We start from the raw sequence: 12,367 nt of genomic DNA, 5'->3' as shown, positions 1-12,367 counted from the left end.
CCCCGACCATACATGAGGCTTTCTGCCAAGTCACCGCTTTAGGCCGGGCCGAGTGTCTCGGATTTTCCCCGTCCGCCCTAGCCGAGCCAGAGCGCGTGGATCAGCACCCAAAGGCTCATCACCGCCCCTGCCGTGAGGGTAAACGCCCCGTTCCAGACGAGGCCGACCCGCGCCGCGCTGATATTGGCGAAAGACCCGATGAGCAGTGTCGTCGCGGTGAAGGGCGAGCTCGCCCCGCTGAGCGCCCAGCCCGCGGTGATCGCCACGATGATCGCCGCCGGGCTGAGCCCCATCGCCGCCGCGCTCGGCACCATCGGCGCCAGAAGTGTCACCGCGAGGATCGGGTTCATGCCAAGCTGCCCGAGCGCCGGGATGATCCAGATGATGCAGAGCAGGATCGCCCAGACCGGAAGCCCAAGCGGATCGAGCCCCGAGGCCAGCAGCAGCGGCGTGAGGATCGGTGCGCCCACCGTGCCGATATAGCCCGCCATCATCAACAGCGTGAGCTCGCCATGATAACCCGCCATCTCGGTCCAAAAGAACCTGCGGCTGCGCTGGCCGAGGCTCGCCGCCGTCGGGTCTTCGCGCCGCTGCAACAGGACCCAGGCCACCGCCAGCAACGGCACGACCAAGAGCACGATCCCCACCACGCGAATGCCCGTGAGCCATGTCAGCAATACCACCGCGATCACCAGCAGGCCGAGCAGGATAAAGAGCGGCGCCAGCAGTCTCCAATCGCCCTCGGGCGGGCGAAAGGCCGGGCGCGGCTGGTTGAGCCGAGGGCGAAAGATCGTGTCGAGCGCCCAGCCCGTCCCTGCCATCAGCAGAGACGAGACGATGCCCGGCAGCACCACATCTGGCCATGTCGCCCCGGGGATAAGCGCGATGGACACCGCGATGCTGAAGGACAGCGGCGACCAGGTGAGCATCGACACGAACGCCCGCTGAATGGCCAGGAGCATGCGCCGCCGCCTGTGACCGCGGATCTCGGCATCGGGCTCTGCCTCGGCGGCATCGCTCGCCAGCCCGCCCAGCAGCGCGATAGAGCCATAGTTGAGCACCAGCGCGAAAAGCTGCCCGCCAAGGGTCAGCGCGAGATAGCGCCGCCCCGGAGGCTGCTGCGCCAGAAACCGCCCCGCGCGCGACATCGAGGCCGAGCTGCCCGCCGCGCTGCGCAAGGACGCCAGCGCCGTGAAAAACGCCGCGATAAACCCGGCCGTGCCAAGCCCCTTGAGGACCGTGGCGCGCCAATTGTCATCGCTCAGCGCCAAAATCAGGGTCAAACACAGGCCAATTGCCACGAAAACCTGCCGCCCCTTGCGCACCTGCAGGGTGAGCAGCGCCAGCAACAGCGCGGTCAAAACGACAGGCAGCAGCCCCAGCACCCCCTCGCCCAGCCATTCGCGAATCAGCACAGCGGCACAGACCAGCAGCAAAGCGAGGCCGGTGGCGGGGGAAAGGCGGTGTGAAAGTGGCATCTGAAAATCGACCAGAGAGCTATCGCCCGCACCGTTGCGCGGATCGCCGGTGATTACAATGGCCCCCGCCCGGATCAGCCGGGTTTGCGCAACAGCGCCATGTAAAACCCGTCCATGCCGCCCTGATCTGCCCAATAATCGGGCCGCAGCCGCAGCCCGCCCTCTTCGGTGATCCAGGCCGGGTCGATGCCGGGCTGGGCGAGCGCCTCGCGGTCCACCACCAGGCCCTCATGGCGCAAAAGCGCCTCTTCGACATGGCATTCGCCCTCATCCGGCAAGAGCGAGCAGGTGCAGAACATCAGCCGCCCACCGGGTTTGAGCAGGCTCAGCGCATGGTCGAGCATCTCGCCCTGCAGCGTGATGAGCCGCCCGATGTCCGAGCCATCCTTGGCAAAGGGCAGGTCGGGGTGACGGCGCAGCGTGCCGGTGGCCGAGCACGGCGCATCCAGCAGGATCGCATCATAAGGCCCGCCCGTGTGACGCAGCGCATCGCCGGTCTCGCAACTCGCCGCGAGCCCGGTGCGCTCGAGGTTCTCCTGCACCCGCTGCATCCGCTGCGCCGACAGGTCGAGCGCGGTGGCGCTGGCGCCGCTGGCGGCGATCTGGAGCGTCTTGCCGCCCGGCGCGGCACAGAGGTCGAGCACGTTTTCGCCCGGTTTAGGGTCTAATATGCGCACCGGCATCGCGGCGGCGGCATCCTGCACCCAGAACGCGCCCTCGGCATAGCCGGGCAGGGCCGAGACCTGCCCCGGATCGGTCAGCCGGACCGAGCCGCTGGGCAAAAGCGTGCCGCCCGTGGCCTCGGCCAGCGCCGCCGCGTCCGTCTTGGCCGTGAGGTCGAGCGGCGCGCCCGCGAAATGCGCCGCCTCCATCCCGTTGACCGCCCCCGGCCCATAGGCCTCGAGCAGCGGCCCACGCAGCCAACCGGGCAGGCGCGGCACCCGCAGATCGTTCCACGAGCGCGGCGCCTCTTCGGCGATCTTGCGCAGCACCGCGTTGACGAGACCCTTGTAATTCTGCGACCGCTGGCCTTCACCGGCGAGCGTCACCGCTTCGCCCACCACACCATGCGCGTCGCCGCCATAGGCGAGCTCGACCGTCGCCAGCCGCAGGATATTGCGGATGGTCAGCGGCGGTTTCTTCTTCACATGCCGGGAAATGAGCCGATCCGCCCGTTCCATCGCCCGCAGGGTCTGGGTGGTGAGCCGCTGCGCCCGCGCCCGATCCGCCGGGTCGAGCCGATCCACCGCACCCGCCGCCAGAAGATCCTGCAACATCCGGCCTTCGCCGGTGATCTTGTCGAGCATCCACACGGCACTGTGCCGGGGAGAGGGGGCAGGTCTGGACATGGGCGCTCCTTGGCTCTTGCGGAAGTCTGGCCTATATCAAGCACACAAGGCCAAAGGAAGCATAAGATGAGCGACGACAGCCAGCCCACGGACCGCAAGGATTTGCCCCCCGCCGCCCAGCGCGCGCTGGCCGAGGCCGAGGAACGCCGCCGTCTGGCTGAGGCCGAGGCGCCGCTGCCCAAAGAGCTCGGCGGTCGCAAGGGCCCGGAACCGGTGCGCTATGGCGATTGGGAGAAAAAGGGCATCGCGGTCGATTTCTGACCGCGACGGCCGCTGTTAAGGGATCAAAATCAGACCCTATTTCAGCCCAAGCACATCCATCATGTCGAAATGCCCCGGCCCGCGCCCGACACCCCAGAGCGCGGCCTTGACCGCGCCACGGGCAAAGATCGCGCGATCCGTCGCCATATGACGCAACACGATCCGCTCGCCAGCCGCGGCAAAGAGCACGTCATGCTCGCCCACGATGTCGCCGCCGCGAATGGCGGTGAACCCGATATCGCCCCGCTTGCGCGCCCCGGTGATGCCATCGCGGCCCCGGTCCGACACGTCCTCGAGCGACACGCCCCGGCCTTCGGCGGCGGCCTGGCCGAGCATCAGGGCCGTGCCCGAGGGCGCATCGACCTTCTGGTTGTGATGGGCTTCGATCACCTCGATGTCGAAATCCTCGTCGAGCGCGGCGGCCACCTTGCGGGTGAGCTGCACCAGCAGGTTGACCCCGAGGCTCATGTTGCCGGCGCGCACGATAGTGGCGTGATGGGCGGCGGCATCCACCTTGGCGATGTCCTCTTCGGTCATGCCGGTGGTGCCGATCACATGCGCGATCCGCGCCTGCGCGGCCAGCGCGGCAAACTCGACCGTGGCGGCGGGGGCGGTGAAATCGATCACCGCGTCACAGGTGGCCAGCACTTCGAGCGCATCGTCGCTCACGATGACGCCGCTCTCGGCCCCGCCCATGGCGCGGCCAAGATCCTGGCCCACCCAGTCATGGCCCGGCCGTTCCAGCGCCCCGCAGAGCCGGGCGCGCCCGCTCTCCCGGATGGTCTTGACGAGCATCTGGCCCATGCGGCCCGACACGCCTGTCACCACGATCCCTGGCAAATCCGTCATCCTGCGCCCTCCTTCAAAGCGATGGCCCCTGCATAGCGCCGCCGTGCCGCCTTGGCAAAGGGGCGCGAACGGCTTAGATGAGGCCTATGGCTAAGAACAAGTTTCATGATGGTCCCGGCCCGTCGCAGCGTCAGCTGCGCGTCGGCGAATTGATCCGCCGGACATTGTCCGAGGTGCTGATGCGTGGCGACATCCACGATCCCGAACTGAACCGCATGTCGGTGACAGTCGGCGAGGTGCGCACCTCGCCCGATCTCAAGATCGCCACCGCCTATGTGCTGCCCCTCGGCGGCAAGGGTCAGGACGTGATCGTCGGCCTTCTGGCCCGCAATCAAAGCGAATTGCGCCGGATCATTGGCCGCAAGCTGGGGCTGAAATACGCGCCCGAGCTGCGCTTTCGCCTCGATCAGACCTTCGATCAGATGGATGAAACCCGCCGCCTCTTCGATCAGGACGACGTGCGCCGAGATGTCGAGGACTAGAGCCCTCGTCACGGCCGCCCTCGTGGCGGTGCTCTGGCCCGCCTCTGCTCAGGCGGCCGGCTGCCGCGCCCTGACCCATGAGGGGGCAGAGTTCACCATCTGCGAGATCGACGCTGGCACAGAGGTGATTCGCCTCTTCCACAGCACCCCCGAGGGCGAGGTTCTGGGCAGTTTCCCGCGCGTCGATCAGATGCTGCGCGACCGGGGCGAGCGGCTCGGCGTGGCGATGAACGCGGGCATGTATCACAATGATCTCGGTCCCGTCGGCCTCTATGTCGAAGAGGGCCAGCAGGCGATGCGGCTGATCACCTCCAAGGGCCCCGGCAATTTCGGCCTCCTGCCGAATGGCGTGTTCTGCATCCGCGACGGCCGCGCCGATGTGATCGAAAGCCTCGCCTTCGAGGCCGCCGCGCCGGACTGTCGCTATGCCACGCAATCGGGGCCGATGCTGGTGATCGACGGGGCACTGCATCCGCGCTTTCTGCCCGACAGCGACAGCGTGCACATCCGCAACGGCGTCGGCACCTCCGCCGACGGGCAGCGCGTGGTGCTCGCCATCTCGGACGAGCGGGTCAATTTCCACACGTTCGGCACGCTGTTTCGCGACACGCTCAAACTGCCCAACGCGCTCTATTTCGATGGCAAGGTGTCGCGGCTCTATGCGCCGGGCTCCGGTCGCCACGATCGCGGCTTCCCCATGGGGCCGATCGTCGGCGTGGTCGAAGACGCGACAGACTAAGCTTGGGCAGAACCGGGGTAGGCCCAACCGGCCCAAGCCCATTGATTGACAGGCCGCGCTGGCTGGGCTAGCCCCCGCAGCCTGATCACAGCGATAGAGGCACGCATATGGGACGCAAACGCAAGGGGCGCGACATCTCCGGCTGGCTGGTGGTGGACAAACCCGCCGGCATCACCTCGACCGCCGTGGTCAACAAGGTGCGCTGGGCGCTCGCGGCCTCCAAGGCGGGCCATGCCGGCACGCTCGACCCCGAGGCGACCGGCGTGCTCGCCGTGGCGCTGGGCGAGGCGACCAAGACCGTTCCCTATATCACCGACGCGCTCAAGGCCTACCGCTTTGTCGTGCGTCTCGGGCAGGCCACCAACACCGACGATGCCGAGGGCGAGATCATCGCCGAAAGCGACGTCCGCCCCGATGATGCGGCGATCAAAGAGGCGCTCATGCCCTTTGTTGGCGACATCATGCAGGTGCCGCCCAAATTCTCGGCGGTCAAGATCGACGGCCAGCGCGCCTACAAGCTCGCCCGCGATGGCGAGGACGTGGAAATCGCCGCGCGCCCCCTCTGGGTCGAAGAGCTCACCCTCGTGGACCGTCCCGATGCCGATCATGTCGAGCTTGAGATGGTCTGTGGCAAAGGCGGCTATGTGCGCTCCATCGCCCGCGATCTCGGCGCGGCGCTGGGCTGCTATGGCCATGTGTCCTGGCTGCGGCGCACCTGGTCCGGCCCCTTCGACGTCGCGCAGGGCATCAGCCTTGACGAGGTCGACCGCCTCGCCAAGGACCCGGCGCTCGACGCGCATCTTCTGCCGCTCGAGATCGGCCTCGACGATCTGCCGGAACTGCGCGCCACCGCCGAAGGCGCCGCGCGTCTGCGCAATGGCAATCCGGGCATGGTGATGGCCGCGAATGACGTGGAATATGGCGATGAATGCTGGGCCTCGCATGAGGGCCGCGCCGTCGCCGTGGGCGTCTACAAGGCGGGCGAGCTGCACCCAAGCCGCGTCTTTGTCGGCTGATCCCTTGCGCCTGACCCTCCGCTTCGGCAGAAATGGCGCATGATCACCCGCAGCCATCAAAAGGGCGACGCGCCCTCGACCGCCATCTATTCCGATTGCGAACGCTACCGCTACATGCTGACCCGCGAATGGGATGCGACAGGGCGGCGGGCGCTCTTCATCATGCTCAACCCCTCGACCGCGACCGAGGTGCAGAACGATCCCACCGTGGAACGTTGCGAGCGGCGGGCGCGCACGCTTGGATTTGGCAGCTTTAGGGTCACAAATATCTTTGCCTGGCGCGACACTGACCCCCGCGCCATGCGCGCCGCCATGGATCCGGTGGGGGCCGAAAACGATGCCGCGATCCGCGACAGCCTGCCTTGGGCGGATCAGGTCATCGCCGCCTGGGGCAGCCATGGCGACCATCTGACGCGCGGCGCGGCCGTGGCGCGGCTTTTGTCCGAGGCGGGCGGCGCGGTGCATCATCTGGGCCTCACCAAGGCGGGCCACCCGAAACACCCGCTCTACATCGGCTATGCCGAACAGCCCCGGATCTGGGGCCCGGACGAGATGGCGCAGCTCGCCACCCTCGCAGGTTAACCAAGAGTTCACTCGGCAATTGTGCGACAGCGCGCAGTGTGGCCCAATCCCCACGGGGTAATGGCTCTTTGGGCCAGTGGGTTTTTGGGGATAGTGCGCAATGTTGATGTTGGCGGGTTTGCTGGGCGCGATGGCCATTGGGGCCACCGCCGTTTTGACCATCACCGAACAAGAGGACGAGGATCTCGTCTATGAGGAGGAGAGACCCGACGAGGATCTCGATAGCGAAGAGGCCGCGAATGCCGCCGAGGATGAGGCCGATCGTACCAATGAAAGCGCGACCGCGCCCCAGGAAATAAATGCGAATGCCCCTGAATTAGAGACTGTTTCGGACATCACCGACGCCCCGCCCCCCGGCGAACGCATCACGGCGGGCGGCGCGGGCGATGATAGCCTGCCCGGCAGCGATCTGCGCGACGCGAGCCATGGTGGCGACGGCAATGACCATCTCACCGGCGCGGCAGAGGCCGACACGCTCATCGGCGCCAATGGCGCGGACACGCTCGCCGGCGACGACGGGGACGATCGGCTCGACGGCGGGCGCGGGGCTGACAGCCTCGCGGGCGGGGCGGGCCATGATTTGCTTATGGGCCATGGTGATGACGATCATCTCGACGGTGGCGAAGGCGATGACAGCCTCCATGGCGGCGCGGGCGGTGATACGCTCTCGGGCGGGACGGGCGATGATGCGCTCTCCGGCGGGTTGGGCGATGACATCTTGTCGGGCGGTGCCGGGCAGGACAGCCTGTTTGGCGGTTGGGGCAATGACACGATTTCCGGGCTGGAGCCCGAAGAGGGCCAGACCCCCGATGGCGACTATCTCAATGGCGGCGGCGGCGATGATCTCATCCTGACCGGGCAGGGCGATACCGTCACTGCCGGCACCGGGGCCGACCGGATCGTGCTCGGCGACTGGCTCAGCGCCGCGCATCAGGCCGAGATCCTCGACTTCTCCGCAGACGAGGACACGCTCATGGTGGTTTACGACGATCAGGCCGGAACAGAGCCTGATCTGACCATCGAGCCGGACGAAAAAGACGCCTCCGCCCAGCATATCACCCTCAATGGCGAACGGATCGCCCTCGTCCATAACGCGCCGCTGCTCGACCCGTCGCATCTGCGCCTCGTCGGGCAGAGCACGCTCACCGCGCTGATGACGCCGCCCGCCGCCTGACCGGGCGAGCAGGGCGGGGGCAGGGCGGCGGCGCGACAGGGGGGGCGCAACCGGCGCGGCGGCCCGAAGAAATCCCTTTTCTTTCTACGCCAATCGGCCTATACGCGCCCATCTCTCCGGTCCGCCGGTGAGTCTCCCATAGGACCCTGCTGGACGACATCCCGGCTTGTGCCCTTCACATCCAACTCTGAAAGGAGACCCCGATGTCGATCACTGTTGAAGAAAAAGCCCGCGTGATGAAAGAATTCGCAACCAAGGACGGCGACACCGGTTCGCCCGAAGTCCAGGTTGCCATCCTGACCTCGCGGATCACCACCCTGACCGAGCATTTCAAGACCCACAAAAAAGACAACCACGGTCGTCGCGGTCTTCTGAAAATGGTCGCCCAACGTCGTAAGCTGCTGGACTATCTCAAGGGCAAGGACGAAGGCCGCTACCGCGACCTGATCCAACGCCTCGGCATCCGCCGCTAAGAATTTCGGTCCCACCGGACCTGAGAAACGCCCGCTCTTGCAGCGGGCGTTTTGCATTTCGGCGATCCGCATTGCCAAGCCCCGGGGCAGGGTCTAAGCCCGGGCCATAGTATTTACGGACCATTGCCATGCCCCTCGCCGCGCTTTTCTCGGTCGCTGCCCTCGTCTTTGTCGCCACGAGCTTTGTCGTCACCGGGGACACGGCGGGCAAATTGCTGACCCAGGGCGGTGAAAACCCGTTCTTTGTCGCCTGGTCGCGCTTTGCGCTGGGGGCGGCGCTGATCCTGCCGTTCAGTGGGCTGCAACGGCATGAGCTGCGGTTTCTCCTCCACTGGCGCGTCGTCTTGCGGTCGATCTTCATCGTCGGCGGCATCTGTTCGATCCTGACGGCGCTGCGGACCGAACCCATCGCCAATGTCTTTGGCGCCTTCTTTATCGGGCCGATCATTTCCTACGGGCTGGCGGTGCTGTTTCTGGGCGAAACCATCTCGCGGATGCGCACGATCCTGCTCTTCTTCGGCTTTTTTGGCGTGATGCTGGTGGTCAAGCCGGGCTTTGGCGCGACGCCGGGTCTCGGCTTTGCGCTGCTGGCGGGCTGTTGCTACGGCTCCTACCTGACGATGACCCGCGCCATCGCGGGCGACTACCGGCCGCGCTTTCTGCTGCTCTCGCAGCTGGTGCTCGGCGCGCTTCTGCTCTCGCCCGTGGTGGCCACCGTGCCATGGCCCAGCTTCACCCCGGCGCTCTCGGGCCTCATCCTGATGAGCGCGGTCGGCTCGGCGCTCGGCAATTACATCCTCGTTCTGGTGAGCCGCAAGGTGAGCGCCACCATCGTCGCGCCGCTGATCTACTCACAGCTCATCACCGCCACCGCCCTCGGCGTGCTGGTCTTTGGCGATTGGCCCGATACGCTCTCCTTCACCGGGCTCGCGATCATCCTCGCCTCGGGGCTGGGCTCGCTCTTCGCGGTGCGGCTGCGCGCCACCGCCTGACCGCCCACGCCCCCCAATCGCCCGAATGCGCCAAGCGCCGCGCAGATTGGGCTTATCCACATCATTGCTTTCCAACAGGGCAAATTTCCTGTAAGGCCACGGCCATCTGAGACGTGACGCCTCTGACCTCGGGCGCATGGGAATGATTGAGGTCGGCGGCAATGGGGCCGCCATTGAAACGGAGGACCGGGCAGGGGCCCGGAGCGCCTCCAGACAGGATACGATAGATGTTCAACGAAGTGAAAAAATCCATCCAGTGGGGCGAAGAAACGCTGACACTGGAAACGGGCAAGGTTGCCCGTCAGGCTGACGGTTCGGTCATTGCCACGCTGGGCGAAACCAGCGTCATGGCAAACGTGACCTTCGCCAAAGAGCCGAAGCCGGGTCAGGACTTCTTCCCGCTGACGGTTCACTACCAAGAGAAATACTATGCCGCGGGCAAGGTGCCCGGTGGCTTCTTCAAACGCGAAGCGCGTCCCACCGAAAAGGAAACGCTGACCGCGCGTCTGATCGACCGCCCGATTCGTCCGCTCTTTGTGGATGGGTTCAAAAACGAAGTTCTGGTGATGTGCACCGTGCTGAGCCACGATCTCGTCAACGATCCCGACATCGTTGCGATGATCGCCGCCTCTGCCGCGCTGACCATCTCGGGCGCGCCCTTCATGGGCCCGATCGCCGGGTGCCGCGTCGGTTACGAGGATGGCGAATACATCCTGAACCCGACCGTGGACGACATGCACGAGCTGCGCAGCAACCCCGATCAGCGTCTTGATCTGGTTGTCGCGGGCACCCGTGACGCGGTGATGATGGTCGAATCCGAGGCCTATGAGCTGACCGAAGAGGAAATGCTCGGCGCCGTGACCTTCGCCCATGAGCAGCTCAAGCCGGTCGTCGATCTGATCATCGACCTGGCCGAAGTCGCCGCCAAAGAGCCCTTCGACTTCCAGGCGCCGGATTACTCGGATCTCTATGCCGCGGTCAAAGCCGCCGGTGAAAAAGAGATGCGCGCCGCTTTCGCGATCACCGACAAGCAAGAGCGCACCGCCGCTGTTGCCGCCGCTCGGACCGCGATCAAGGCCGCTCTGACCGAAGAGCAGCTCGAAGATGCGAACCTCGGGTCGGCCCTCAAGAAACTCGAAGCCAGCATTCTGCGCGGCGACGTGGTCAAGGGTGGCAAGCGGATCGACGGTCGTGACACGACCACCGTGCGCCCGATCGTTTCGGAAACCGGCCTGCTGCCGCGGACCCATGGTTCGGCCCTCTTCACCCGTGGCGAGACCCAGGGTCTCGTGGTGACGACGCTCGGCACCGGCGACGATGAGCAATTCATCGACGCGCTGCATGGTACGTTCAAATCGAACTTCCTGCTGCATTACAACTTCCCCCCCTATTCGGTGGGCGAAGCTGGCCGCGTGGGCCCTCCGGGCCGTCGTGAAATCGGCCATGGCAAACTGGCATGGCGCGCGCTTCAGGCCGTGCTGCCCGCCCCGACCGATTTCCCCTACACGATCCGCGTCGTGTCCGAGATCACCGAATCGAACGGCTCGTCCTCGATGGCTTCTGTCTGTGGCGGCTCGCTGTCGATGATGGACGCAGGTGTTCCGCTTAAGGCGCCGGTTGCCGGTGTGGCCATGGGCCTGATCCTCGAAGATGACGGCGATTTCGCCATCCTGACCGATATTCTTGGCGACGAGGATCACCTCGGCGACATGGATTTCAAAGTGGCCGGGACCGAAAAAGGCATCACCTCGCTGCAGATGGACATCAAGGTCGCAGGCATCACGCCCGAGATCATGAAACAGGCTCTGGCGCAGGCCAAAGACGGTCGTCTTCACATCCTCGGCGAAATGTCCAAGGCCCTCACCGAGGCGAGCGAATTCTCCGTTCACGCTCCCCGCATCGAGACCATGAACATTCCCACCGACAAGATCCGTGAAGTGATCGGCTCGGGCGGCAAGGTCATCCGCGAGATCGTGGAAACCTCGGGTGCCAAGGTCGACATCAACGATGACGGCGTGATCAAGATCGCCTCGCCCAATGGCGAAGCCATCCAGAAGGCCTATGACATGATCCACTCGATCGTGGCAGAGCCCGAAGAAGGTCAGGTCTATGATGGCAAGGTCGTGAAGATCGTCGATTTCGGCGCCTTCGTGAACTTCTTTGGCAAGCGTGACGGTCTCGTCCACGTGAGCCAGATCGAAAACCGCCGCCTGAACCACCCGTCCGACGTTCTCAAAGAAGGTCAGGACGTGAAGGTCAAGCTGCTCGGCTTTGACGATCGCGGTAAGGTCCGCCTGTCGATGAAAGTCGTCGATCAGGAAACCGGCGAAGAAATCGCGCCGGAGAAGAAAGAAAAAGACGACGCCTGATCCGATTTCGGGCGGCTAAGTCAGGAAAGCCCCGGCAGCGATGCCGGGGCTTTTTCGTCTCTAAACCGGCAGCTTTACGCGTGCAGCTCTAAACCGGCAGCGCCGTGGTCTTGCTCACCGTGCGCAGGGCAAAGCTCGACTGCATCTTCGCCACCCCCGGCAGCCGCGCCAGCGACCGGCGGTGAATGCGGGCGAAATCCTCGGTATCCTCGGCCACCACCTTGAGGATGTAATCCGCCGCCCCCGCCGTCAGATGACATTCGAGAACATCGGGGATTCGCGCCACCGCCTTCTCAAAGGCCTCGAGCACCTCATCGGCCTGCGTCGACAGGGTGATCTCGACGAAAACGGTTGACGGCACCCCCATCTTGCGCGCATCCAGCAACGCGACATAGCCCGCGATATAGCCCTCGGTCTCGAGGCGCTGCACCCGCCGGTGGCAGGCGCTGGCCGAGAGATTGACCTTCTCCGCCAGGTCGGCATTCGAGATCCGCCCCTGTCGCTGAAGTACGGCAAGAATGCGACGATCGGTTGTGTCGAGTGACATATGCGCAAGAAACTCCTGTGGCTACGCGGGTACCATCGCAGAATATTCGAAAACAT

General features: G+C 65.4%; 13 protein-coding genes. 9 read left to right on the top strand and 4 right to left on the bottom strand.

Translation table 11 applies throughout. The annotated features are described in order from the left end of the window. Positions 1 to 77: 77 nt before the first annotated feature. Together WA237_RS04295 and WA237_RS04290 are read right to left on the bottom strand one after the other, a co-directional pair. The gene (locus WA237_RS04295) at positions 78 to 1,478 is read right to left on the bottom strand and encodes a hypothetical protein (protein WP_336096803.1); all 1,401 of its coding nucleotides are present in this window, start codon (positions 1,476 to 1,478) and stop codon (positions 78 to 80) included. A 74-nt stretch (positions 1,479 to 1,552) separates the two neighbouring features. Continuing rightward, positions 1,553 to 2,827 (bottom strand): RsmB/NOP family class I SAM-dependent RNA methyltransferase, encoded by a 1,275-nt coding sequence (locus WA237_RS04290; RefSeq protein ID WP_336096802.1) that lies wholly within the window; start codon positions 2,825 to 2,827, stop codon positions 1,553 to 1,555. A gap of 66 nt (positions 2,828 to 2,893) precedes the next feature. Here WA237_RS04290 and WA237_RS04285 point away from each other — a divergent pair, with 66 nt between their 5' ends. Then, complete coding sequence (locus WA237_RS04285; RefSeq protein ID WP_009813309.1) at positions 2,894 to 3,088, top strand: DUF1674 domain-containing protein; 195 nt, start codon at positions 2,894 to 2,896, stop codon at positions 3,086 to 3,088. A gap of 36 nt (positions 3,089 to 3,124) precedes the next feature. On the opposite strand, the gene dapB is transcribed toward WA237_RS04285, so the two are convergent. Continuing rightward, positions 3,125 to 3,937, bottom strand: coding sequence for a 4-hydroxy-tetrahydrodipicolinate reductase (gene dapB, locus WA237_RS04280; protein ID WP_336096801.1), 813 nt, complete (start codon positions 3,935 to 3,937; stop codon positions 3,125 to 3,127). Positions 3,938 to 4,023: 86 nt separating this feature from the next. Here dapB and rbfA point away from each other — a divergent pair, with 86 nt between their 5' ends. The 8 genes from rbfA (at position 4,024) to pnp (ending at position 11,764) form a co-directional block, all read left to right on the top strand. Beyond that, a complete protein-coding gene (rbfA, locus tag WA237_RS04275) occupies positions 4,024 to 4,419 on the top strand; it encodes a 30S ribosome-binding factor RbfA (RefSeq protein ID WP_009813307.1) in 396 nt (131 codons plus the stop codon). Next, positions 4,406 to 5,158, top strand: a complete 753-nt coding sequence (locus WA237_RS04270; RefSeq protein ID WP_336096800.1) for a phosphodiester glycosidase family protein — start codon at positions 4,406 to 4,408, stop codon at positions 5,156 to 5,158. Before rbfA ends, WA237_RS04270 begins: the two co-directional genes overlap by 14 nt. A 107-nt stretch (positions 5,159 to 5,265) precedes the next feature. Continuing rightward, positions 5,266 to 6,174 (top strand): tRNA pseudouridine(55) synthase TruB, encoded by a 909-nt coding sequence (gene truB / locus WA237_RS04265; protein ID WP_336096799.1) that lies wholly within the window; start codon positions 5,266 to 5,268, stop codon positions 6,172 to 6,174. Positions 6,175 to 6,213: 39 nt separating this feature from the next. Further along, positions 6,214 to 6,756, top strand: coding sequence for a DUF1643 domain-containing protein (locus tag WA237_RS04260; RefSeq protein WP_336096798.1), 543 nt, complete (start codon positions 6,214 to 6,216; stop codon positions 6,754 to 6,756). A 100-nt stretch (positions 6,757 to 6,856) separates the two neighbouring features. Beyond that, positions 6,857 to 7,930 carry a calcium-binding protein gene (locus WA237_RS04255; RefSeq protein ID WP_336096797.1) on the top strand — a complete coding sequence of 358 codons (1,074 nt, stop codon included), beginning with the start codon at positions 6,857 to 6,859 and terminating at the stop codon, positions 7,928 to 7,930. 203 nt (positions 7,931 to 8,133) lie between these two features. Continuing rightward, on the top strand, positions 8,134 to 8,403 hold the full coding sequence (gene rpsO / locus WA237_RS04250) for a 30S ribosomal protein S15 (RefSeq protein ID WP_009813302.1): 270 nt from the start codon (positions 8,134 to 8,136) through the stop codon (positions 8,401 to 8,403). 128 nt (positions 8,404 to 8,531) lie between these two features. After that, positions 8,532 to 9,395: a DMT family transporter gene (locus WA237_RS04245; RefSeq protein WP_009813301.1), complete on the top strand. Its 864-nt coding sequence runs from the start codon at positions 8,532 to 8,534 to the stop codon at positions 9,393 to 9,395. A 227-nt stretch (positions 9,396 to 9,622) separates the two neighbouring features. Next, positions 9,623 to 11,764 carry a polyribonucleotide nucleotidyltransferase gene (gene pnp / locus WA237_RS04240; RefSeq protein ID WP_009813300.1) on the top strand — a complete coding sequence of 714 codons (2,142 nt, stop codon included), beginning with the start codon at positions 9,623 to 9,625 and terminating at the stop codon, positions 11,762 to 11,764. Positions 11,765 to 11,852: 88 nt separating this feature from the next. On the opposite strand, the gene WA237_RS04235 is transcribed toward pnp, so the two are convergent. Then, complete coding sequence (locus WA237_RS04235; protein WP_009813299.1) at positions 11,853 to 12,311, bottom strand: Lrp/AsnC family transcriptional regulator; 459 nt, start codon at positions 12,309 to 12,311, stop codon at positions 11,853 to 11,855. Positions 12,312 to 12,367 lie beyond the last annotated feature (56 nt).

Origin of the sequence: Roseovarius sp. CH_XMU1461 (genome assembly GCF_037027165.1) — a bacterium.
GTDB classification, from domain to species: Bacteria; Pseudomonadota; Alphaproteobacteria; order Rhodobacterales; family Rhodobacteraceae; genus Roseovarius; species Roseovarius nubinhibens.
The sequence above is the reverse complement of the archived record's forward strand: the minus strand, read 5'-3'. Positions and strand labels throughout refer to the sequence as shown.